The 26,080-nt window shown below is 39.3% G+C and carries 13 protein-coding genes; 3 read left to right on the forward strand and 10 right to left on the reverse strand.

Translation table 11 applies throughout. The features are described from left to right. Nucleotides 1–161: 161 nt before the first annotated feature. The gene (locus KYH19_RS07555) at nucleotides 162–1,268 is read left to right on the forward strand and encodes an acyltransferase (RefSeq protein ID WP_219078191.1); all 1,107 of its coding nucleotides are present in this window, start codon (nucleotides 162–164) and stop codon (nucleotides 1,266–1,268) included. Between the two features lie 1,078 nt (nucleotides 1,269–2,346). Here KYH19_RS07555 and KYH19_RS07560 read toward each other — a convergent pair. From KYH19_RS07560 to KYH19_RS07595, 8 genes are all read right to left on the reverse strand, one after another. Further along, complete coding sequence (locus KYH19_RS07560) at nucleotides 2,347–3,324, reverse strand: helix-turn-helix domain-containing protein (RefSeq protein ID WP_219078192.1); 978 nt, start codon at nucleotides 3,322–3,324, stop codon at nucleotides 2,347–2,349. A 428-nt stretch (nucleotides 3,325–3,752) separates the two neighbouring features. Further along, nucleotides 3,753–4,448 carry a cytidylyltransferase domain-containing protein gene (locus tag KYH19_RS07565; protein WP_219078193.1) on the reverse strand — a complete coding sequence of 232 codons (696 nt, stop codon included), beginning with the start codon at nucleotides 4,446–4,448 and terminating at the stop codon, nucleotides 3,753–3,755. 81 nt (nucleotides 4,449–4,529) lie between these two features. After that, a complete protein-coding gene (locus tag KYH19_RS07570; protein ID WP_219078194.1) occupies nucleotides 4,530–9,233 on the reverse strand; it encodes a DUF6603 domain-containing protein in 4,704 nt (1,567 codons plus the stop codon). Between the two features lie 27 nt (nucleotides 9,234–9,260). After that, entirely contained in the window at nucleotides 9,261–11,978 is a 2,718-nt protein-coding gene (locus tag KYH19_RS07575; protein WP_219078195.1) for a YncE family protein, read from the reverse strand. Between the two features lie 85 nt (nucleotides 11,979–12,063). Continuing rightward, nucleotides 12,064–14,781 carry a YncE family protein gene (locus KYH19_RS07580; protein ID WP_219078196.1) on the reverse strand — a complete coding sequence of 906 codons (2,718 nt, stop codon included), beginning with the start codon at nucleotides 14,779–14,781 and terminating at the stop codon, nucleotides 12,064–12,066. Further along, nucleotides 14,782–18,858, reverse strand: coding sequence for a hypothetical protein (locus KYH19_RS07585; RefSeq protein ID WP_219078197.1), 4,077 nt, complete (start codon nucleotides 18,856–18,858; stop codon nucleotides 14,782–14,784). Nucleotides 18,859–18,871: 13 nt separating this feature from the next. Next, the gene (locus KYH19_RS07590) at nucleotides 18,872–19,819 is read right to left on the reverse strand and encodes a hypothetical protein (RefSeq protein ID WP_219078198.1); all 948 of its coding nucleotides are present in this window, start codon (nucleotides 19,817–19,819) and stop codon (nucleotides 18,872–18,874) included. Next, the gene (locus KYH19_RS07595) at nucleotides 19,809–21,338 is read right to left on the reverse strand and encodes a hypothetical protein (RefSeq protein WP_219078199.1); all 1,530 of its coding nucleotides are present in this window, start codon (nucleotides 21,336–21,338) and stop codon (nucleotides 19,809–19,811) included. The genes KYH19_RS07590 and KYH19_RS07595 overlap by 11 nt, the downstream gene beginning before the upstream one ends. 768 nt (nucleotides 21,339–22,106) lie before the next feature. Between KYH19_RS07595 and KYH19_RS07600 the strand changes: the two genes are divergently transcribed. Beyond that, nucleotides 22,107–23,279, forward strand: coding sequence for a hypothetical protein (locus KYH19_RS07600; RefSeq protein ID WP_219078200.1), 1,173 nt, complete (start codon nucleotides 22,107–22,109; stop codon nucleotides 23,277–23,279). Between the two features lie 666 nt (nucleotides 23,280–23,945). On the opposite strand, the gene KYH19_RS07605 is transcribed toward KYH19_RS07600, so the two are convergent. Both KYH19_RS07605 and KYH19_RS07610 read right to left on the reverse strand, forming a co-directional pair. Continuing rightward, on the reverse strand, nucleotides 23,946–24,518 hold the full coding sequence (locus tag KYH19_RS07605) for a hypothetical protein (protein WP_219078201.1): 573 nt from the start codon (nucleotides 24,516–24,518) through the stop codon (nucleotides 23,946–23,948). Between the two features lie 146 nt (nucleotides 24,519–24,664). Beyond that, entirely contained in the window at nucleotides 24,665–24,928 is a 264-nt protein-coding gene (locus KYH19_RS07610) for an ankyrin repeat domain-containing protein (RefSeq protein WP_370630314.1), read from the reverse strand. 303 nt (nucleotides 24,929–25,231) lie between these two features. Here KYH19_RS07610 and KYH19_RS07615 point away from each other — a divergent pair, with 303 nt between their 5' ends. Then, nucleotides 25,232–25,888: a hypothetical protein gene (locus tag KYH19_RS07615; RefSeq protein ID WP_219078203.1), complete on the forward strand. Its 657-nt coding sequence runs from the start codon at nucleotides 25,232–25,234 to the stop codon at nucleotides 25,886–25,888. The last annotated feature ends 192 nt before the right edge of the window (nucleotides 25,889–26,080 follow it).

A 26,080-nucleotide genomic window follows, 5' to 3' on the forward strand; every position in this document is an offset into this window, starting at 1 on the left:
GTTCTTATCGGGAAACATATTTAAACTACAGGTATCGGGTGGCCAACACCATGTTCTGGTATTTAAACAACGATAGGAACAGTGTAAATGATAATCCATGCATTCTGCATAACAGCCCGTAAAACAATTGAAAATAGAATGAATTTTACAGAAAAAAACAAATGAGTAAAGAAAGATTTAATGGACTGGACCACCTTCGGGCCATCGCAATTGTACTCGTACTTCTGTATCACTACAGGATGTTTGAGCATCCGCAATGGATTGAAACGATCGGCTGGGTCGGTTGGACCGGGGTTGACCTTTTTTTCGTATTAAGTGGTTTTTTAATTTCCAGCCAACTGTTCAGGGAGATCAGAGCGCATCAAAAAATTCAATTGGGGATATTTATGACTAAACGGTTTTTCCGGATTATCCCACCTTATGCATTTACTTTATTTCTGTACTTCAGTATATCCTTTTTCAGGGAAAGAGAAAATTTACCACCATTGTGGAAGTTCATCTCATTTACTCAAAATTATGGCCTGGATGTTTTTAATTATGGTACTTTTTCTCATGCCTGGTCCCTATGCATTGAAGAGCAATTCTATCTGTTTTTGCCCTTGTTGCTGTTATTTCTGCTAAGAGTAAAGGCAATTAGCCATATCCAATTGATCATCCCGTTATTGATCCTAATTTCCATTACTTTGCGCTATTTCTCCTGGACCGAATATGTTTTTCCAGATATCAATACCGCGGATTTTTGGAGGACGTGGTATATGAAAATCTATTATCCGACCCATACAAGGCTTGATGGATTGGCAATTGGCGTATTGATTGGTTATCTGTTCAGTTTTTCTCAGAAGTTTAGGGCTGCGGTTGACCGTTACGGAAATTCCCTGCTACTCATCGGAATGCTGGCGGTAGGTTTTTCGCTGTGGTTTTGCAAAGACCAGGTCTCTGAAAATACCTCTTTTTTTGGTTTTACATTAGTAGCCATCAGCTATGGCATTCTGGTGCTGGGTTCAATTTCGAAATCATCTGTTTTAAGCAAGCGGAAATATCGTATCACTTCTCAACTGGCAGCACTTTCTTATTCCATTTATCTTTCACACAAGGGGATCATCCACATGGTACAGTGGTTACTTAAAAAAGGGGATATTTCTATATCAGGAAATGTTGCTCTTCTTATCTGTTTTACGGCATGTATCATTACAGGATTATTTTATCGTTTGGCCATCGAAAAACCATCTGATCAAGTTAAAAATCTAGTATTAAACAACAAAAAATAACTCCAATGAAAACAATTATGATCACTTTATTCATCATGTTATCCCATTTCGTAAATGCCCAGGATACAACCCGGGAAAAGGTAAGGATCGAAAAGGTCGTCAAAGATTTCAGACAAAGCATCATCGAAAAAGACGCTGGGCTATTTAATCAGTTGTTCCACAGGAATCCTGTGGTCTGGATAGGGTCAACGTCATTAAGTTAAGCGTTCTTAGCCACAGATGAGCACAGATAAACACGGATTTTCATATCTGTGTGCATCCTTCCTATCTGTGGTTAAATTATTTTCTTATGCCTAATGGCTTAACTTAATGACATTATGGATAGGGTAAAAGGGCAATGGAAGATCTTAAGCGTCATTTATTCTTATGAGCTTACTGACTTTTATCCTAAGCGTTAATTTTGATCATTCCAGTCCTGATAACCATAATTTTAGTATATTAACCTCAGTTCGATTAATATTATTCATACTGACAAATTTTAAACCCGTGAAACTAGCGGGATCGTCATGCTGAATTTATTTCAGCATCTTTACTGATAAATAGACCCTGAAATAAATTCAGGGTGACGGCTATGAACGAATCAATCCATCTGATTAAAAATCCCCAAAAAGAATATTCCAATTCCACCTTCACGCCACATTTATGCCACCTTTCGGCCAGGCTTGCATGGTACCTGCTTGCACACAACTTCGCACTTACTTGCACTGGGTTATAGCCCAGGTGTAGATCAGATAGGTTAAAAATTTACCTCGCTTAAGATCAGTAGGTCAACAATAGCTCAATAACAGGTAAAGGGAAAGTTATCTCCGGGTATTGTTGGTGTGTATGGCTGTGTCGGAGAAACATCGGTAAAGCGCAATAAACCGGGTGTTCAGTGAAAATGACTGCTCGTTCCGTTTTCCATGTTACGCCACATTTCGCTTCAAACTGAGGGCGGATTAAGGAGTAAATTGGCCTTTTTGTTTATCTTAGCCGCTTTTTTAGACTGTGCCTTCAAAAAATATTTCTTCGGATTTAAGCGAAATTAAAACCTTTAAGAGGTTCTCAAAAGGCGGCATTTTAAGTGCTAAAGAAACTGTTAGCTATTAAACGCCAAACTCCTTGCGTACTCAACCGGACTCATCCCTACCATCTTTTTAAATACTTTGTAAAAAGCGCTTCTTGAAGAGAAACCGGCATTGTTAGCAAGTGTTGCAATGGTATAATATTGTAAATTACCTGGCATTGCAATTTGTGCTTTGATATGATTAATCCGGTATGTATTCACGAAATCAATAAATTTCTGCTGAAACTGATTGTTTAACAGCGAAGAAAGCTTGTGCGTAGAAAAATTAAGGTATTTTGACAAACTCTGCAAACTGATATCCTTATCCTTAAACAATTCACATTCGGCCATACACCGTTCAATTGCAATGCAAAACTCTGCTGTTTCTTTATCTTTAACAATGTTTAATTCGTGTTGTTTTTTGATATTAATCAGTGTTAAAGGCTTCATATCCAATAAAGAAGCAACATATTCTAAAGGCAGACGTTCCATGTGTTCAGGCTTGGTTTGGGCAAAATATAAAAACCTCTCCTTTGCACTCCCAACCCGCACAATATGTGTGCGTTCCTGTGCATCCATATAATATTTCTCAACCATCACCCTGAATAAGTAATTAATATCAAACTGAGTTAGAAAAAGTCGCTGCAAAACGTCATTATGAATGGCTATTATCGAACAATCTTCAATCGCACTGATTTCTTCCTTTGAAACATTGGTACCGTGGAGACCTGAAATAGAACTTACAAATTCGTTCTCTATCGACATGTAAGTGACAATCTTTTTCCCGTTATACGTCGTTCGGCCCATTAAGGCCCCTTTCAAAATGAAATACATGTAGTGGCAGTAACTATTCTGTTCTACCAAAACCTCATCTTTTTTAACCTCAAATGACACTAAATGTTCAGTTATTTCCTGTTTCAGCACGTCGCTAATTGGAAATATCATGTTCATGAGCTGAAGAAGATAATCTAAATCGGCTTTACTTCCCTTTTTAGGAATGGGGTGAGGCATAATGAAAAATGAGCACGTGTAGCGCTTACAATGTTGGTTTAGTGTAAATCTCTTAAAATAATTTGAATTTACAATATCGAATGATGACCAAAAATTCTTTAAAATTAATAAATAACCCGAGGCAATGTTATTAAGTTAAGGTTTTAACCACAGATTTACACAGATAAACACGGATTTTTATATCTGTGCATCCTTTTTATCTGTGGTTAAATATTTTACCATTGTGCCAATGGCTTAAATAATGGCGTTGAGCCCCGGGGTATTCTCTTCGAATAAACTTTATTATAAAATGTTCAATAAAAGATTGGAGATTTAGCATATTTTTAACTAAAACCGACATATTTTATCTCGATTCTTCGATATCTATATTTTTATTAATAATGTTCAGCACATCCTCCAATTTTCATAATCAATCTTCCATCCTATATTTATCTGCTAAAAATGCGGCGAAAGAGATTCCGGTGCTCGTCAATATAAATAGCAATCCTGTAGTTTTCTTCAGAATCTATAGCCAGGTTTTCGATTTCCTCAACAATATAGGCATCGGGCTTTTTACCCACTTTGCGATTGCCGTTAGCTAAAAAAGTTGTTCTGTTAAAGAGATGCAAGATGCCATCCTCTAAAAAGGTATTTGGACGGTCTTCTCTAATGATATCCGTGTCGCTGTCGAAATATCTTCGGTTCAGTGCCCTGATGGTGAAAACCGAGTCATGGTTGCGATCTTCTTTGTTGATTACATATCTATCATAATTTTCAATTGCCCTCTCTATCGTATCCTGTTTTAAAAATGGGAAAATAGGGCCGAGCTGTAGGAAATGTTCGCCCTCTACATGTTTCAGCATCTCGGTTGTTACCTTATCTGAGGTGAGCTCGAGTTCGGTCTCTTGTGGTTCTTCTTTGTAAACGCTAATCACTCTCACTTTCCCAGAACGGCTTTGATAGGTTTTAATGGTGCCAGAGTCTGTATTCACAATGATCTTATCAATCTGTGGTATGGCTTCCAGCTTATCAATCATCACTTTGTAAAGCGGGTTACCGCAAATGTATTGGAAATGCCTGTCAGGAAAAAAATACCCGGCCTCTTGAGGAATAGAAATTAGCGCGGTAATAGAATAATTGCTCATTGGTTAATTATTTGTTTAAAGTCTGTAAGTCAATTAATTTTAGATATTAAGTTACTAAAAATTAGTATGTTAAATCAAGAATTAAGCTGATTTTTCTCTCCAGTAAGTGTACTTAATCAAAGGCGGAGCCATTAAAATATCTTCGGCATCATTTTCCAGATGATTTACTTTTACTTCGGTATTGATCTTCCTCCCGCGTAATTTCAACGCATTTAGTATAGCAGATCTGGTTTTTACAACCTCGTCATTATTAATTGTTCTTTTCAGTAAGGCCATTGCATCTTCAGGTTGCTTAGATTCAGTGATAACTTTCGGTTGTGTAAACTCGATGTTATTTCCATATTTTTTGTAAAAGAATTCTAACTTAGAAAGCGCTATAGGCAGTGTATTTTTAGGTGCTACCGCCTGAGGACGGATTTGGAAGCCTACCAATACATTTTCTATCATTGCATCTGCATCGAAACCAGTAGCTCTTTTTTCCCATAAAGATTTAGGTATATTAGTCAACACACCGGTAACCCCGAACTTACGTGTTCCTTTAGGAACTTCATAATCCAGTTCGATAAGTACCGAATGCACTGATTCAAAATCCTTACTTTCCACATTCACCATTCCAACTCCAAACCCCTTTTCACGGCCTGTAACTGCTACATCATTCATGATCTCGAATTCGACCTCTACACCCTTACTATCCACAATTTTGATTGTGAATTCTTTTATCGGATAAACACTATGTGTTTCAAACACTGTGCGGTCTCTGGTAACAATCCAGCTCAGATCATTAATATTATCGGGTTTTAATTCTTGAATTAAGCCATCTATTAACTTACTATTACATTGGGTATCAGTATATGTAAAGCCGCTGGTGGTAGCAAATAATAATGGTTTTGTATTTGTTGTTGGTGGAGGTAAAAACGATTTTGTGAACTCGTCCCATGTAATTGCTGCTGGTTTTTTGCTATCGGCAGCACCAAATGAAACATCAAAAGAAATGATCCATAAGTGAATGCTTGCCACACCCGAGAAGTCTGGGCCCCATACTTTAAGATCGGCACCAATACAAACAGATATGGTTTCGGTTATCCTGGTGAACAACAGATTTATATCGAAGGTGTATTGTACACCAAACGAAACATACATACGGGCACTGTAATAGTAGGGCTTCCATGCGATCAGGAAATCTGCACCCATGATAAACCAGGCTTTCAGGTTTCCGCTAACATAGGTAGCTTCCAATAAACCTCCTGCCATCAGGCAAGTAGGCGTTATAGCGAAGTACATTGCACCTTTTATCAAAACTTCTTTACTCACCTGCCAGTTAAATCCAAGACGTGGCACTTTAGGGTAGTGGGCAGGCACCTTGAAATCGGGGTGATAGCCACCAAGGGTGATTACAAAATCGCCCTCGTATTTACTTGGAGCAGTCCAGATATAAAAAGCAAAGCCTCCTGTAAGTACACATTTTTTTGACAGGATATAAGATTCTGGCGTGAGCTTAGCCTCTATCGAAATTACACCGGTATCAGGAAGAATTCTGGCATTGAGTGCAAGTTGGGCAAAGGCTAAAGGTGTTTCTATTTTCTTACCAGGAACAGCAGGTGGCATAGAAACCTCAGAGATACCCAGAATTCCGATTTCGAATGTTGTGCCGAACAGTACTGTCATTAAGGCAAACGAATTCACCATTTGGAATGACGTGAACTGCACACCCGCTGCCAGCCAGTTTTGACCGATGTCAATCGGCACAAGATCTTTCTCCATTAATACCTGAAGCGCTGCTTTAGGGTCATTGTCTTTGAACGGACTTTTTTTGCTGAACGCCTTTACAAATGGAAACTCAGCCACATGATCGATAGTTGGAAGCCTTAAACTTCTGTTGTATCCAAAACCTGCCGCTATGCCTGTAACAAAGAAACAAGGAGGGCCTCCGGGAGGTGGTGAGGTAAGCATAGCAAATACAAATAACGATGGCTCGCCTTTTATGGAGGCATAAGATCCCAATGCCGACATGCGGAAATTCTGCAAGGCAACAACAGCTGTACCGCTGTATTCTGTAATCTCGTTATTTTTTGTTTTCAGAAAACTTCCTGCAATTTCAACCGGACCATTTTTATAAGAAATGTTTACACCACTCAGCTCAAATTCCGGATCAAATTTGCTAATAGAGTTGCTTACGCCCAAAGAAAGCATTTCGATTTTAAGCACCGAAAATACCAGGGCGGCATCAAGCAGCAAACTGATGCGATTATCTTTGTAACCAATCCCAACGCGGTTAAAGTGTACCGGACCGATTTTTTTCTGAAGATTTTTCCATTTGATACCGTCATCCTTTTTGGTGTCGGTAGTTAACAGCAGTTGTTGTTTCTTTTTACCACCAGTATTAAATTTGTAATCGTAGGTATTATCTTTTCCCAAATCCAGTTGGAGTACCACATAAGTCGCCTCTACTAAATCCTCGTCTGATTCTGGCAGCATTGGATAAATTTCCTCTTCATCAATGTTGATCAATTCGTTAAATGCCGTAATCTCATCAACTGCGATGCTAGTTGAAATGCCGATGAGCTTGATTCCATTTAACCCGACATCCTTGCCGGCTATTTTGGCCAGATCTGCACCAATTAATGGCAGCTTTTCGAGCTTTACATCGGCTTTCATGTTGATCCCAAATGCATAGACCCATTCTTCATCTATTTTTTTGGACACAAATGTAGCGTGACCATAATTTTTGGATATGGCCGTGAAAACGAAGGCCTTTTGATCAAAATCATAACGCAGATTTGCTGCTTTTAAAGAAAGTTTTAGGCCATCTGGAATAGGAGGCAAGGCGCTCAGTCCGAAAACCGAAACAATATCATCAAATTGGAGCAATTTGTCTTTCTCATCTGTTTCATCTTCCACATCTTCGCCAATTACCTCAACTTCTACAAAGTCTTCCTCTTCTTCCTCCTCAATTACATTCCAACTCGCCGCCAGACTATTTTCATCATCACCTTTGGCAAATTTCAACTTAAATAATGAGGAGTCTATAGTAACTTCTCCCGTTAAGGTACTTTGATAAGTTTCTTTTTCATGAGCCAGGTCAAACCCTAATTCCAGATAAAGCGTTTTTTCCTCTCCAACAGCGATATTTCCTTTGACGCTGAAATCAAAATCTTTTGTTTTGGTGTTAAAACTGGTAGCGAGATCGTGAATGTTGATCTTTTTTAACCAGGCAGGCGGATTACCCGTTTTAAAGTTTGTGGCCATATAGGTGAAAAAATTCTCCATCGAAATCTGTTGATCAGTACCTGTAGCACCTGTAAAAGTCCATCCTTTAGGATCCTTACCACCTTCGTATTTAGCAGTTACCTTGATATCAACGTTATCTACCTTAAGCGCACCTGCAAAATTTGCTTTTCGTTCTTTTTCTGCCGTTTTATAACTCAGATCAAAAGTCAGGTCTTTCACGCTCAAAGCCGTACCCTGTTCGCCATTGATCTGCCAGGCGCCATTAAGCGCCGTATTGAAAGCATAACCCTTATCTTCCTTGTTAAAATCAAGTTTGTATATGGTTACAATGTCTGGTACATCATCAGCTGGACCAACAAACTGTTTGATAAAGTTTTTGATACTTAGAATGGAATCCTTTTTAAGTGAGCCTTTTACTTTCAGGCCATTTTTGTCTTTGGCGGCACTAATCACTAAACTGGCATTTTTTTCGAGTGTAACCTGCCCTTCAATTTTAAGGCTAACGCCACGTTTTTCTTTGGTATGGGGATAGTCGATGCCAAACTGTAGTGCAAGTTCGCTGGCCGTAAAAGGATTGTCGTTTACCTTTGTAATTTCCCAGCCTTTCTTACTTGCCAGTTTAAAAGCAATAACCGAAACCTTTTTTTCTTTGATATTGAAATCGATATAAAGCTTTGCCAGCTCCACATGATCACTTAACTCGAAGCCACTTGGCAGTTCAAGATCGCCGAACTTATCAGCCAGTGCATTAAATCCTAAACTGATTACTTTATCCAGCTTCGCGTCGAAACGTACAACCGATGAAGTATCGGAGATCTTCGCAACAATTTCAATATTTACATCTCCTTTTATTGGGATAAAAGTAGACAGTTCCACAAAGGGTACAACTTTTTTTGTCTTATCGGCATTTTCTAAAATATCGCTGGCTACTTTCACCGTTAACTTAAAAGTCCCCAGATCGCCCATTCCAACATTTACGATATCAGGGCCAGTTAGCTCAATAGAAACGAGGTCTTTACCATTGTTTTTTAAAACAACTGGCCCGGTTAGCTTTTCTTTATCGATTCCTAAAATATCTTTAACCTGATCAGGAATTTTGCCAACATCTACCGTAGCATCAAATGTTAATCCTGTTGTTTTGGCTGGCGTATCGCCTTTGGCTGGTTTAGCATCCGACAAAAGATAGAATGCGGGCTTCGGATCTTCTTTAAATGGGATTTTTTCGGCAATGGTATCTTTAAACGCAGGAATAGACTCGTTTAACTTCCAGTCTTTTTTTCCGGTTGTAGCGGTCAGATCCAGTGCCACGCCACCATCAATGAGATAGAATTCTGCAGTTACGGCCATGTCTTTAAACGGCAGGGCTGTTCCTTTACCTTTTACGGTTATGGTTTCGTCCGTTTCGGGTGCTAAAGCAGCCGATGAAAGTTCCAAATTCCCACCTGCAAGATAATCATCTCCTAAGTTTTTTAACTTTGGTTGGTCTTTTGTGGCCAACTTAAACGTTCCGTTGCTTAAGTTGTTTTTAATCAATTCTTTTAGCTCGTTAAAATTCATCGTCGCTTTTATTATGATAAAATATTTTTATACCGGGTGGTAAAAGTTGAAGATATTTACATTAATAGTTGTATTAGGTTTTATCACATCCGTGTTGCTCCACTTTGTTCGTTGCGAGTAGTTTTCTTTTCCAATAACAACATAGTAGTACTTCGGCATTTGTATTACCGATATCGTTATCGGATTACCCGCCTGCTCGCCCAGAGGAATTGGTGCTTCAATATTGTCGTTTTTTACATTGATCACCGTAAGCGTTCTTGCCCGGTGGTTACCCACAAATAACAACAGGCCATCGGGAGATAATTTAAGGCAGGAAGGTGTATCAATGGATGAATAAACGGTTTCAACTTTTCGATTATTTGTATTGATAGCGAGCACTTTATTCTCTTTGATACAGGCTACATACAAAGTTTGCTCATCAGCACTTAAAGTCATGTCGAAAGGTTGAGCGCCAATGTCTATTTGGTACGGGATCAGATCTTGTGGGATAACGGAAATGAGGTTGCTATTTTCATAAGCCAGATAGGTTTTTTGTTCCTTTGTGCCTACAGCTGGTTCAACCATTACAATCACTTTGCCGCTGAGTTGAGTTTTGGTAAATTCAATCCGGCCGTCTCTGGTATATGTGCTGGTGAGTAAGCTGAGGTCATCATTATTAGGAATATACAATACCGATGAATTACCGCTATTAAAACCTATAAATGGAGCACCAGTTCCATAAATTGGTTGATGTCCAGTTTCAATTCTTAAATTGTTAGGATCCTCCGAATTCAAATAAGTGGCGCGATAAGTCTCAGCTTGTTTAAAGCTCACATAAAGTTTTTTGCTATCGGGCGAAAAACGCATTGGCATTGGATGATCTGCAGCATCTGGAAAAGCAGTAAAGTTCCCTAGCCCTTGCTGGTTTAAGATGTTTTTTACATAAATACCATGGCGACCACCATCTCCAATATTGTAATAGGCTAAGAGTCCTTTCTCCGAAAGTAAAGCAAAACTGTTAAAATTGGTTTTGGTCGTAACAAGACCAATATCTAGAGTTAGGCAAATAGAATAAAGTTCATCTTGTCCATTGTGGAAGGATATAAAATCTACATTTTTATATTTACATTGAACCACCCTGGGGCGATCCCCTTTTTTATCGGTATTAAATGGCAGCGATCTTACCTTTCTATTTTCATATTGGTATACTTTTAGCGTTTTAGTAACATTGGGAAGTTCATAGCCATAAGAACGCGCAACCAGTTTATATTCGAATCGGCCATCTAGTTCTATCAGTTTGCTGGTGCTGTTTTTTACATCAATTTCTTCATTGCCAATGTAAAGTTTCAGCTGCCTTGCATCGCGAACGGTCCATGAGAGATTGACTATGGTTTTTACTCCTTTTACAATGATGGCTGGGGTGGCGATAAATGATTGGATTTCTGCTACGCGCTGTTTTACATCAATGGTGATGCTTGTACTTGCTTTGCTATTGCCTGGTCCATAAGCGGTGGCTTCAAATGTAGTAGTTGCGGCTGTAGGTGGTACCGGTAACAGTAGCGGTTCATACTGGGTTAGCTCAATCTGGTGCTCTCCAGGTTTTGGGACCGTACTTAGTATAATGCGCTCATTATCCCTGCTTTTATAGGCGATTTCCAGTTTGTTTGCTAAAGATGTAGCCCAGGACAGGCCTACGTTTTCGCCTACTGTAATCGAAGCATTATTTCTATTAAAGTTAAGTATTGATGGGGTTGCTACTTTTTTAATGAGTTGAAAACGGAAAACATGATCGGCGAATTTACCAAAACTGTTCACCTGCACGTACATCAAACTAATTCCTTCAACGGTATCCATATCTGTAACCAGTCTACGGATATTGAAGGAGAAGGACGTAAACTCTTTGATGGTTTGGGGATCTGCAATCCATTTCCAGGAAGGCGAATCAGCATTGCGCCTTAGTTTCCAACCTACCTGATTTGAATTGATTTCAATGTAATTTCCAAGATCTGTTGTCGTAATCTGATGGGGATAGGTACCAAACAAAAACATGATCGTAATGCTTGCTTCCTTAATTTCCCCGCCTGGTTTGAAAATTTCGATATCTGTATCGGTAGTGAACAGCAGTTTAAAGCCATTTTTAATTTGCGATCCCGCATCGTAGGTGAGGTAGATCGGCAGTGCCGCATTCTCAAATTGCGAATCCTTTAGCAGCGAAACTTTAGCATGGGGCCGATCTGTTTGCGTGTTAATAGGATATACCAAATCTGTATATGAGACCGCTAAAGGCAATAAGGGCCTGGAATCTTTAGGTGTGATCACCGTTAATACTTTACTAAGCGAAGGATTAAGATCAGCATAGTCTGGTACAGCCGTTGTTTTGATGAAAAAATATCCCCCATCATCTGTTTTGCAAAAGATGTTTTTGATCACAAAGCTGAAACTTTTGTCTGGCTGTACAATCAAATCCTCTTTACAAACAAACTTCCATACCGCCCATTTTTTATCGAGGAGTAAAACAGGTTCCCAACCTTCAATGTTTCCAAACTTTAAATCCTTCACAGGGTCTACATCCCCATATCTAAGAAAAGGCATACTGAATTCCAGGCTCGATGGTGTTTCGCCACCCTTAAACGTAATACCTGCATTAGATCTGTTGATGAAACTAAAGGTAAGTTCGTTAAAAGTCAGGTCGTCTGTTCGGTACAGTGTGTTCTGTCCAATTTTGTTTAAAACCGTGAAGTAATTTGCCGTAAACTTGTTTGCCATTTTTTTAGTATTGGGTATTATATATTGTTGCCATAGGCATCCCTACAGAAAAAACTGAGAACCGCCTTTTATTTTTTAATCAAAATCATCCTGGTTTATAAAAATTGAACATGTTCACATTGAGCGATGTATTTGGTTTAATGATGATTGTATCGGTCCATTTTGTTCTTTGTGAGTAGTTTTCTTTCCCAATAACAACATAGTAGTACTTCGGCATTTGTATTACCGATATCGTTATCGGATTACCCGCCTGCTCGCCCAGAGGAATTGGTGCTGCAATATTGTCGTTTTTTACATTGATCACCGTAAGCGTTCTTGCCCGGTGGTTACCCACAAATAACAACAGGCCATCGGGAGATAATTTAAGGCAAGATGGTGTATCAATGGATGAATAAACGGTTTCAACTTTTCGATTATTTGTATTGATAGCGAGTACTTTATTCTCTTTGATACAGGCTACATACAAAGTTTGCTCATCAGCACTTAAAATCATGTCGAAAGGTTGAGCACCAACGTCTATTTGGTACGGGATCAGATCTGATGGAATAACGGAGATGACGTTGCTATTTTCATAAGCCAGATAGGTCTTCTTTTCCTTAGTGTTTATATCTGGTTCAACCATTAACATCACCTTGCCGCTGAGTTGAGTTTTAGCAAACTGGATACCACCATCTCTGGTATATGTGCTGGTGAGTAAGCTGAGGTCATCATTGTTAGGAACATATAATACCGATGAATTGCCGCTGTTAAAACCTATAAATGGGGCACCAGTTCCATAAATGGGTTGGTATGCTGTTTCAATTCTTAAATTTTTAGGATCCTCCGAATTCAAATAAGTGGCGCGATAAGTTTCAGCTTGTTTAAAGCTCACATAAAGTTTTTTGCCATCGGGAGAAAGACGCATGGGCATTGGATGATCTGCAGCATCTGGAAAAGCAGTGAAGTTCCCTAGTCCTTGCTGGTTTAAGATGGGTTTTACATAAATGCCATGGCTACCACCATCTCCAATATTGTAGTAGGCTAAGTGCTCTTTATCCGAAAGTAAAGCAAAGCTGTTGAAATTGGTTTTGGTCGTAACAACACCAATATTTACAGTTAGGCAAATAGAATAAAGTTCATCTTGTCCATTGTGCAAGAATATAAAATCTACCAATTGCTGCTTAAGTTCAATGACTCGCGGGCGATCACCTTTTTTATCGGTATTAAATGGCAGCGATATTACCTTTCTATTTTCATATTGGCATACTTTTAGCGTTTTAGTAACGTTTGGAAGTTCATCGCCATAAGAACGCGCAACCAGTTTATATTCGAATGGGCCATCTAACTCTACCTGCTTGCTGGTGCTGTTTTTTACATCAATTTCTTGATCACCAATGTAAAGTTTTAGCTGACTTGCATCGCGAACGCTCCACGAAAGGGTTACCGTGGTTTTTACTCCTTTTACAATGATGGCTGGGGTGGCGATAAATGATTGGATTTCTGCTACGCGCTGTTTTACATCAATAGTGACGCTTGTACTTGCTTTGCTATTGCCTGGTCCATAAGCGGTGGCTTCAAATGTAGTAGTTGCAGCTGTAGGTGGTACCGGTAACAGTAGCGGTTCATACTGGGTTAGCTCAATCTGGTGCTCTCCAGGTTTTGGGACCGTACTTAGTATAATGCGCTCATTATCCCTGCTTTTATAGGCGATTTCCAGTTTGTTTGCCAAAGATGTAGCCCAGGACAAGCCTACGTTTTCGCCTATTGTAATCGAAGCATTATTTCTATTAAAGTTAAGTATTGATGGGGTTGCTACTTTTTTAATGAGTTGAAAACGGAAAACATGATCGGCGAATTTACCAAAGTTGTTCACCTGCACGTACATCAGGCTAATTCCTTCAACGGCATCCATATCTGTAACCAGTCTACGGATATTAAAGGAAAAGGACGTAAATTCTCTGATGGTTTGAGGATCTGCAATCCATTTCCAGGAAGGCGAATCAGCATTTCGCCTCAGTTTCCAGCCTACCTGGTTGGCATTGATTTCAATACTATTACCAAGATCTGTTGTGGTAATCTGATGGGGATAAGGACCAAACAAAAACATGATCGTAATGCTTGCTTCCTTAATTTCCCCGCCTGGTTTGAAAATTTCGATATCTGTATCGGTAGTGAACAGCAGTTTAAATCCATTTTTAATCTGAGATACAGGGTCATAGGTGAGGTATACCGGTAATGTGGCACCCTCATATTGAGCATCTTTCAACAGCGAAACTTTAGCATGGGGCCGGTCTGTTTGCGTGTTTATTGGATATACCAAATCTGTATAAGAGACTCCTAAAGGTAGGGAGAGCTTTGAACTTTCGGGCGCTATAACCGTTAGGCCTTTGCCCAATGCAGGTTCAAGATCGGCATAACCTGGTACGGCTATTGTTTTGACGAAAAAATATCCCCCATCATATGTTTTGCAAAGGATCTTTTTGATCACAAAGCTGAAACTCTTTCCGGGAAGCAGTTCGATATCATTTTTACAAACAAATTTCCATACCGCCCATTTTTTATTGAGCAGCAAAGCAGGCTCCCAACCATCAATGTTGTCAAATTTAAAATCCTTAACGGGATCTATATCTCCATCTCTAAGAAAGGGCATACTGAACTCGAGGCTGGATGGATTCTCTCCACCCTTAAATGTAATAGCTGCCTGAGATCTGTTTATAAAACTAAAGGTAAGCTCATTAAAATCGATATCATCTGTCCTGTACAGATTATTTTGACCATTTTTATTTAAAATCGTGAAATAATTTGCTGTAAACTTAGTTGCCATCTATTTTTTATTATTTGTTAACAATAACCATCCTTCTCTGATCTCCTGGGGTACATTACTTAAATTGGCCTGATCATCTGCAGGTTTAACCTGCTGTGCTGTCCAAACCTCGAGTTCTTTTTGTAACCAGCTCCACTCGCCACCACTCTGGGCAGGCACAGGCATCAGCGGATTTGGCATCAGTTCGCTACGCATGGCATAAAGTACTGGACTGGTTAAAAATGCCATATTGAGGTTTTCCAGTGCATCAGCATATTGCGATGGTGGAATATCGATGGCTTTAGCCGGAAGTACTCCGGTGGTAGCATGTACGCTACCACGGGGATCTAGCAGCAGGGTTACAATGGTTTCTTGCGTAGCATCCTTAAGGGCCAATTCGATATCATTGTTGGTACGCTTTACAACCATTCCGGATTTAGCTTCTCCAACAGAGATGGAACGATACACTTTGTAGGCATCCTGTGCTTTAAAGTAACCCAACAAGCCATCATTGGTTTGAGCAGTTTTACCTAAACGAACCGGGAATTTAACTGCTGTAAATCCGTTATCCACTCGATCTATCGAGCTTTCCGAAGCAAACTGATCTACTTCCTTTTGCAGGTCATCCCAACCGTTGCTATACGCAGGTGATCCTTTGAGTTCTATGCCCAGGCTAACCTGAGCAACCGCGATTGGAGAACTCATCAATACGGCATTGCTTCCGGATTGCTGATAACCGCCTGGCTTCATCGATCTAAATGACAAATCGTTCGCTTGCAAGAAGTCTTTCAGGTATTCGCCTTTGTTATTGTTATATAAGGCAATGATCAGGTTCTTTATTTCTTCATTTACTTTTTTACCAGCTTCAGTCGCAAAGTATTTCGAAAGGTTAGCCTCAGCATCACTACCAACAACCGGAGCCACCTGCCAGAGCACGCTTTTTCCGTCTTCAGAAAGGCTTAGCGACCCAATAGCGGTTCCCTCGGCCCTGTAAAACCATAGGCCAGGCTGAAGATGGTTGGCCATGATCCATCCACAAACGGGAGTAGTACTTGGGTGCGAATTCGTTTCCAGATTTTCGTGATTAGCAGCAAGCCACCTGAACTGCAACCGGCTTGGTTGGGCAATTCTTGGAGCCAGGTAAATAAAACCTTGATTGTTACCCTGATTTGTTTTAAGGCTTTCGGCAATGATCAAATTCGACATTACATTAACCTTGGGTGCTTCCAGCGTGTAACCAAATGCATCTACAATGGTTAACGATTCTATCTGCAAATAACCTCCACGGATAGGATTGTAATATTTTTCTGGTTTAGGGGCACTTTTGTTCAAACTGCCAACCACATTGCGTACATCAATATTGGTGAATTCCTGCAGATCATCTTCCACCAGGTCTGTAACCTCCAGCTGCATTACCTGATCACGCATTACCAGGCCATTATTAAAGCCATTCAGCGATTGCGAAAGTATCGATCTTTGTTTCTTCAGTTTTTCCTGAAGATCACTAAGTGCGGTTGTGGTACCAGCTGGTTGCGAATCTATGTATTTTTGGAGTTGTTCATGAAGGTTATCTTTAACATTGGGGGTAAGAAAAATAGCGTTTTGCATCGGTTGAGGTTTTTTCCCCAATTCATAGTTATGCTTGTTGTCGCCATTTTCCAGTATAAAATTTTTAGTAATGAAATCTTTGCTATAAGCAATGTCTTTTGTTGAACCCGATTTTTTGTCGGCCACCGGGAAATAATTCACTTTCCATGATAGGAGATATGGCAGCCATGGGTTTTTGTCCCATTCAACAAAATAAACGGGAGAAGGTACCGTACCACTAATTTTTAATTTGCTTTCCGGACCAATGCCAGCAGAAATGAGAATGTATTGTAAACGTTTGAGTTCATTTTCCGGAAGATTTTTGACCACTAAATTTAACGAATAGCCATCATCTTTCTTCAGGTAAGAACCGAACAGATAATCATAATCTGCAGCACTTACTATACTTTGGATCTGATCCATGGCTGCTAACGAAAGCACCAACGGAAGCGTTGGAATTAAATACTTTTCTCGTTCATTCCTGAGGATCAGTTGAATGTCTTTTTGCTCCATTGTTGATCCGGCAGCCTTACAAAGCAAGCTTGTTACCAAAGGATTAAGCAAACAGCTTTCGGTAAAAAGTGCATAAAACTGGTTGGCATGAGGCAAGGGCATGTTGTTTGGCAGCTGCGGTGCATCCTTTCCTTCAAAAACAAACTCACCTTCATTTCCAACAACATCTTTTGGTATTACAAGCTTGTTCACCAACTGTGATGACAGGCGGCAAACCATGGATTTATTGGCCATGAAACGTCCATCGCCTCCATATCTTTGGGGAGGAGTGATTTCATCGCCCTGGAATAAAACAACTGGTTCGGCTGGTTGCCAATACCGTAGTGCCGAATTCCTGATCAATTCATATTCCTTTGGAATGAGTTTCTTTATGGCCTCAATTTTTTCTTTTATCAGCTCTTTGTCATTAGCATCAGCTTTTGCATTCAGCTCCTCTATCTGTTTAGCAATAAAGCCCTGTACATTGCCTATTTCCAGGTTATCATGATCATGGTTATCTTCATCTTTACGCACCAGCTGTATAAATCTGTACCAATCCATAAAAATCTGGATCCTTGCCGATTCGATTTCATTCAAATTGCGATCGTAATCAAACTGGATTTTGTTCAGTTCGTTAAGCAGGGTGCCTAAACTTTTGTTCAGACTTTTTAAGCCTGTTTTATCTTTGTCACTATCAATTTTAGAGATTTCCCAAAATTCGCCACCTCCGGAACCGTTAAAACCGTTGGTGTGCAGCTCAATGTTCAGCTGTTCAGTGCGGTCTACCTCTTTCAGCAATAAAAGGTCTTTAAGCTTGCCCAATTGCAGTGCATTCAATAACCATTCAACATCTTTTGGATTGGGCATATTACTCACCTTGCCCATGAGGGCGGCCAATGCCTCTGTTGCAGTATTGCCCACCGCAACCCTCATATTCTTGCTAAGCTCCCTAAAAGCAGGTTCTGTACCGTTCCATTTTACATTATTGATTGTACCTGTATAAAGTGTATGGGTAACATCAGGTAAAGTTTCAGCAACGCTGGATGGAAGGGACCATTTGCACCTGTTCAATAAGCCATCTAAAAAATTAAAGCCTAATGACGACAATGCATTAATCACACTCAGTTGTTCCCCGGCATCGAGACCTTTTTTTAGCACGTAAGCACCATCCTCAATATAAACCGAATAATAGGCGTTTAAAATTTCCTGGTCTTTTGCCGTCGCATCTTCCAACAGCCTTTTAAAATCAGCCTGGTTAAACTGAAGTGGCAATTGGTTGATGGGATCGTCTTCTTCGTTGTGGTACCAACCAATTACCTGGTACGATAACAGGATAGCACCAGGAAATTCTTTGAGGTCTGCCTGTTTATCAAAAAAACCGAAAGCACTTTTGCTGGTACTGTAAGATGCAGAAAATGTGGGCGAACCATAACCCAAAGCATTTAATCCGTTGGCGTATTCTTCATTTGTATTTGGTGTTATACCTTTCAGTTTTTGCTGATGGTTTGTTCGCCAGGTTTCATATGATAAAACACGACCCAGGTAACGGTACAATGGTTTATTCCTACCGGGAGCGTCCGTGTTATAGGGTACAGCAGTTGCCGGCCGGCCTCCCTTGGCCTCGCTAGAGATATAGTTACTTTCTACCACCCAGGATCTGATTTTATTTACCGGATTGGCCGGATTTGAAAGGTCAGAAGCTACTCTTGTTACCAACCAACGATCTGGTGTTTTTGGAAAGGTAACAGCACCCTCGCCATCCTGACGGGTTGCTCCCTTTGTTAGTCCATCGGGCAGGGCCCAGTGTAAATGCACACCAGGGTCCTTTGGTTCTAATTTTGTGCCGGACACTAATGATTCTGTTATAAATGGCCTTTTCTCACTTTTTGACAAAGGCAACGTACTAAAATCATAAGTTTCTGGCTGAAATTTCGCACCAACTGATTCGGCAACACACATGGCTTCGATATTCATCGGAACAACCAAACCCAGGCCGTCTGCAATTAAATTTGTTTTCATCTGGATATTCCGTTTATTTAATTATGAAATTAACTGCTTCTGCGCCGGCAACCATTTCGAGCGCAAACTCTGCAGCCGTAAACGAATCTTTATAATCAACTCCTTTATTAAGCGCGTCCTGCATGCCAGCCGCCAACTTATTGATTCTTATAACCCCGGTATTTCCCGCACGCATGTACGATAACTTTTCATCCCTGGGGTTGAGCACAATTGGCTTAATAACCTTTTCGTCTATTTGAGTACCAGGTTCCTGACCAACTCCTTTATCGGCCAGGTTCCTGAATGATTTCTGAAGCGTCTCTGATTTCTCAAATCCAAAATGAAGTACTTCCGGATGCTCATTGATCCTGATTCTGTTCACTATGCCTTCGTACATGCAAAGCAGCACATTTGGACTCAGGTGATCCATGCGCAGCAATTGACAGGGCACATCATTAGCTCCGAAAGCGGCAACCTGCATGCCTTCCCAATCTTTTACCACACCAGAGCGCAATAAGAAACCGGTAATGGTTTCTGATGCTTTATTAGGTTCGGCATTTAATAAACCAGATTCTTTTTTATTTAAATGGATAGACAGATGCCCTAAAGCTTTACCACGCTCTGATTTTAATGATTTGCGTGCAAATAACTTAAGCTTAGGAAGATGAACTTCATCATGGGTGTAGTCTGATGAAGCGGTACGGCCAATGCTCAGCGCTCCATCTGCCAGATAACTTAACCAGGTAGTGTCACAGTGAAAAAACCTGATCGATTCCATAGGCAACATCTCCATATCGGGTACCAAATAGTTAAAAGGTACACCATGCAGCAACTTGAGTCGCCCAAGCCAGTCAGATAGTTTCTGCTCGGTAGAATCAGTTGGCGACGAGGAAGCCTTCAACGGTTGGTTATAGTTTAATAAATTCCTTAATTTATCCGGATTACTTAGCGTATCCAGCATCTCTGCTCTATCAATTTTCATCCGAATAGTTATCTTGATTGTTCATAAATCCTGTTAAAATTGCACTTAAACCTGCGTTCATCATATTCAACATATTGGTCTGTGCATGTAATGAAATCTCATGTGGTGTACCACTGCGTAAAACTGTGAGCGGTTTTTTGTCATTCACGATCTCCTGCAGGGATTTGGTGAGCGCTTCATTTTCAAATTTGGCAATGGCCTCCCGGGTATTGCTCCATTTCCAGTTGTAAAGCGTTTCTGCAAAATTGCCATTTTGCAAGGCCAGCAACTGGCCCAATTGCCAGGCAGCGGCATAAGAAACATCTAACATCCCGGTATCTGGATTGTATGCAGTTGCACTATCCGGACCATTTACCGGAAACGTAACCTCACCAGCTTTTATATCATAGGGCACGAAAGGTCCGCGGTACCAGGATACGGTTTGATCGCCACTACGGGTATGGTGATTTAATGGAGCAAAACCCATCTTAAAAGCATTGTTGATGGCATCACCAGCCTTGCCAGGCTCATAGTCGGCCGTAAGCTGCAACAAGCTTCCGGTATATTTTTTTTCTTCCTGATTGAGATTGGTGAGATAGCCTAAGAAACTTTCCTTCCTGTCTATGGCATAGATATCCCATTGTTTGAGCAATACCAGACGTACATGCGTAATGTTAACCGCTATTTTAGATGATGGTGATTCTTCACTGGGCAGATAATCTTCCCATCCTTCCAGAGATACGAGGTAAGCTGTGGTTTTGCCTCCCGGAAGCGGCAACCTGTTACCAATAACTGTAGCAATTTCTGGTAATGTCTTTTCATTGGAAATTCCCTTTAAATGCTCAAGATAGCGTAATGACTGCGTATTGCTGGGTTGAATCTGCCGTACATGTGCCAGCCAGGGCAGATCTTGTTTGGTTGGGGCAATTGCATTAAACAATGCTACTGGAATATCTACCACTAAACATTTATCTGTTAACTTTTCTGCTGTTGGGTTAAGCTCAAAATAGGGGTGAAGATAATTATCCGGAAGCCTGTTCGATTCATTTGTGGCAGTTTTTGCTGAGGCAATCAGTCCGCTTAGATCAATCTGTGAAACTTTTACAGCCTGATCGGTATCAAATACACTGAGGATAGCCAGCCAGGGAGCCTGATCTGGCATTTCTTTTAACAGTTTAGCCTTTAGCCTTTGCGTTACAATAGATCGTTCCCATGGAATAGTGGACCTGTTGAGACAAACGTGGGGCAATACCTTATCATAATCGCCTTGTGCATTTTCTGGCGGAAAAACCGAAGTAATAGCCCCAATTGGCAAACTAAACCGTGGACCATTTACGGCAAATTTGTGTATGTTCTCGTACTTTGTTTCTGGTACTACACCATCGGTATCCGAACTGTCTTCCTTTTCCTTACTCGAAACAGTTTGCTGTACGGTAATGGTACCAGTGCCCACATTTAAAGGTGAAAGCTGGTTTTGTTTGAAGACGATGCTTCCCGTAAGCGGGCTTTCGCCTTTTGAATGAATTTCCTTAACAAACATAAATGTAATTGAAATGGGTTAATTTTTTCGTAAAATTTTATCGGGTAGTAATTACACAACGAAATACAGCACCAATAAAAACGATAATATATTTTTTAATCTGATGTTTAAGTGTGAGAAAAACAGAATGATTTAATATGGGATTAACCTGACACCCGGAAGGTGTACAATCACCTTTTTCATGGTGGTGGTTAAGGTATTGCAGCTTGAGCCTTATGCATGGTTTGTAAAATTAGCGTGTAAATTTAGACTTCTTTAGATCACCCAAATCTAATTAATTCTACTAAAGAAACAGGCCGACTGGAGACTGGAGTTGTCTCCAATTATAGTATAGGACAAAGTAGTTTAATACAGCTTGAACCATAAGCTTATTTAAACAACTATTTGTTATTTTGACCTTAATGGCAACAGCGTTTATGCACAGAAGAATAGTTACAAATCTCGCTAAATCAGCAAGAGTGCGTTATGCTCTTTTATGGAAAGCTGCTGCCGTGAGCTTTCGATAATGCGTGCCTTCCTAAATAATAAGGGCCCATAAGCTATTTAATTATGGTTCATAAATAAAAGAAGCCCATAACAAAATATGAACCCTACTATCAGCACTTTTGGCACAGAAAACTGAAAGTAGCGCAAAGTGATATCAAATCTGAATAGGAGATCAGCGACGAAGGTTTACTTATCCAGATTACTTTATTTGGTAAACAAAATGCAAATATCTTTGTTTCGCGTATATAAAATACGCTAACCTTTAATAAACCAACAAAATTAATGCCCATCCACCACAAAAAAATATCCGGTTCAATCATCCTTACCTTACTAACCGCATTGCTGATATCGGCCTGCGGTAACCATTCCAATAGTACAGGTACACAACCACCAGCGAAAGACATTTCAGCCCCATGCCTTTCTTGCATAAAAGACATTTTAGCTATCCCTAATTTATATCACACTGTAAGTCTTGATGGTACCAGGCTAAATATTGACCTGCCTTATAATTATGAGATGGAAAGTAAAGGTGGTACCTACGAATTTAAGTGGAAGTTATGCGACCTAAATATCGACAGTAATGACCCTGACTATTACTATGCGGGGTTCAAAGACATGCTACCATATAAGCATTTCCAGGGCTTTGATGGACGATTGCATATTGTAAAATCAAAAGACCCGAATGCTGTTACTACAGAGAAGTTCAAGTCAATGCAAAAGGATGGCGACGTCAAAATACTCTATTCAGACAGTAACAGCGTTATCTACATTCAGAATGATATGTATTACACGTTATACTTTCAATACCTGGAAGTGCAACATGCCTTCGCCATCTACCTGAACGAAGAAAAGACCGTTACCTATGAAGCCTCACCAAAACAACTAACAGATCTCGCAGCCGTAAAACTGCGGATGGCTAAAAACTTATTTGTTAGCCACAAAAATCCGGAAGCATTTGATTGGGCGGCCTATAAAAAGACACTTTCTCTGCTGGAGTCTGGACTTTTTGAAAGCATCAGTGACCAGCTATACGGCAATATTAATTTTCCGGACAAAGAAGAAATGTTCTCTACAACCCTTGAAGGGAATTACCAATTGGTTAGCATGATCAAGAGCCCTGCAACACTAAGCTCTTTACGTAGTAGCCTGGATAAAATCCCCCAAAACAGTTTTGTAACGACAAAGGCTACTTTTGATCAGAAGGCTGTTTCCTCTATAGCCTTTCTACGTGGTGATGACGACAAGATACGGGTGGCCTATAAAGACAGCCAGGCTTACATATTGGAATTCAAAGGTTACAATGGTTATATCAGTTACTTTGTCTGTTGTTTCACTTCTATACAGGCAAAGCCAGTGCTACTACTAACAGGGAACTATGCCAATACCCAGGAATTACCAAACCTTGCGGCAGCCCGCTTATACTTAAATTTCTTTAAGGAAGGTATCCGTAAGTAAGCTCTTATATAATTTGAGAAAAATAGCTAATGGCGAATTCGTAGGTTTGGTAGTTTGTTATTATGGTGATTAAATTAGATTGCACATAAATTAATGGTAGTTATGAAATTGAATTTGTTTTTAAAGTCTGTCTTTACCATTTATAATAACATCAATAGAAATGAAAATAGGAGAGAAGCAACCATCAATCTTTTAAAAACTATCTGCTTATATCTATAATGACAAATGAAATTTAGGCCAAACAATACAACAGTGCAGCATATCAGAAAAATCTGGATCAATAGACTTGGTTTAACGATGCAATAGTACAAATCTATTAGGGTATGCTTACCGTTAAAACCGATGTAGGTAAATTTTAAATAGGTATTAACAAAAGGTAAATCATCTTTTAATATTTTAAAGTAAACTGGTTTTTCATTGTAAATAATGGCTGGTTTTAACAAACTTAAGAGGCCATTCCCCTTGTTCTCAAAAGTGCATTTATATCCACTTAAATTAAATTTAAAATAGGATATCCGATTTGTGGACTTATTAACTTCGCTCAAAACACCTTCAATTGGTACCAATCGGTTATATTGAATCAGCATCGTAATTGGCAGGAACGTCAATCCTATAAAAGAAAGAATAAATGTTATGGTTTTTAGGTTTGATTTCATCAAATACTATTTATTTTTTCGATTTGTTTTTATTGTAAAGTGCAATGCATTTAGCCTGATAATCAAAATTTATCAAATCGCTAAACGTTTCCAAATAGGTTTTCGGAAACACTAGTTCAGCATTAATAATGGTCTTAATAACTTTGCCCTTAATCTTGGTTCTAATTATTCCCACATATTTATTAGTAATCAGGTTTACACTCGATTCGTAAATTCCTTCGTTAGCATGATCTCTTCCCAGCATATCATCACTTCTGCGCATTTGTACTAACCGCATTTTCTTAGCTATTTTATCGTATGCAAACACGCTGATAAAACCTGAGCGATCGTAATCGTTCCAAAACTCAAAACCTTTGGTAGTTGCCACCAATGTATTACCGAAATTTAGGTGTGTGATTTCTTTGCTTTCTACTTGCTTATATTTTTGTGTAGATAGCCAAAGCATTAAAATATCCTTATCGCTATCTATAAATACGCTGTCTTTTTTTCCATCTCCGTCAAAATCTTTTACAATTTTACGGGTGGTTTGTGCGAAAGCACTGTTTACTAATAGGAGGAACAAGAAGGTGCTGAAGTATTTCATTTTTATTTTTTTTAGTTATTTATTAGGACGTTCTCAATAGGCGGGCTATCTACTAAATCTTTTTTATGAAGAATAAAAAAGGATATCGTTTCTATCCCTAACGCAAAAATGTATGATGTAGAAAAAAAGTTTTACAGCACCACTTTTTACTTCAGTACTTCCACTATTTCTTCAAAATTATTGGCCTTCGCAATTTCAATGGGCAATTTACCGTAATAAATGTCATCACCGCAATCAAAAGTTTCTGGTTTGTTTTTATCTACATCTATTTTTATCAGGTATTGTACCATTGCTATATTATTATTATTTATTGCAATTATTAATGCAGTTTCTCCATTACATTCGTTAAAATCTAAATCATCCTTAGTTAATCTCAAGGCATTCAGTATTTTATAATCCGAGCTGATGATTTTAAGGAACGAATTCTACCAATCATTCTTCAGCTGATTTCAAACTACGATTTATTTATCACTAGCTTATAAAACTATTATGAATAAATACTGTTGTTAAACTGACGATGATTTTATTCGAACTTCAACAAACAATGAGAACGTTTAAATGAAATTTGATACACCATTAATAAATCATTAGCAATAATTGAACTTACAACCGGAATAGAGATTAAATTAATTTGAGTCATGAAACTAATTTAAATTTAATTTCCTCAGGTTCCATACTATTTATCAAATCACCATCTATTAAAAATTAAACAAATGAAATTATTTCTATTTTGCGCTATTTTTTGCTTAGCCACGCCTTTTTATACAAAGGCACAGACAACTGCCGATATTGTCCAAACACTTGAAGAAAAATATAATTGGTCAAGGGCTAAGGTTATAGAGGAAAGCGTCACCATTAATGGTCCATCGGAAATGTTTACCAGAATTATGGCTGATAAGCGTTCTTTTGACATTTCAACTTTTTCTTATTTAAGTTCATACTTAGGCAAGTATTTTGATAAAGTTTATGGCACTGATATATTAAACTCTGCAGAAAAAACATCCGTAAACACAACAGCTGAACAAAAAGCTGCATGTGCCAAAGAAATTTCCAAAATCGCGGGCAAATTGCATATCACATTAAATGCAAAAGGTGTCAAATTAACAGATAATAGCTACGAACTCAGCATGACCACTTTAACCACTATAGGAGAATTCCTGAATCCTGAAAGAGGCGTTGGGGTTGCGTTAGGATGGAGGCCGATTGCGAAAAAAGTTGCGATAACTATTAATACGCTTAACAGAACCGGGCAACCTGTAGTTAAGTGGAGCAAGGACTTCAGTGCTTGTACAATAGATCTGCCTATAGTAGGAGACACTAATTATTCCAGTATAATCCTGGCTGGTTTGAAAAAGGGCGGGAAAATCTAGCACACAGCAACTGGCATTCTCTTGATAGCCTCTAAACCACTTAAAACAAATATTTTAAGTGGTTTTTCTTTGCACTCAAATTTTCCCTTTTTGTGCTTCTTTGCATAAATTTGTTTCTTATTTGTTCACGATCATCAGATTTTGTTCCCCGAACGTTTTAGCGCGGAAATGACTTCAATTATTTACAAATGG

Origin of the sequence: Pedobacter sp. D749 (assembly GCF_019317285.1) — a bacterium.
Taxonomy (GTDB): Bacteria; Bacteroidota; Bacteroidia; order Sphingobacteriales; family Sphingobacteriaceae; genus Pedobacter.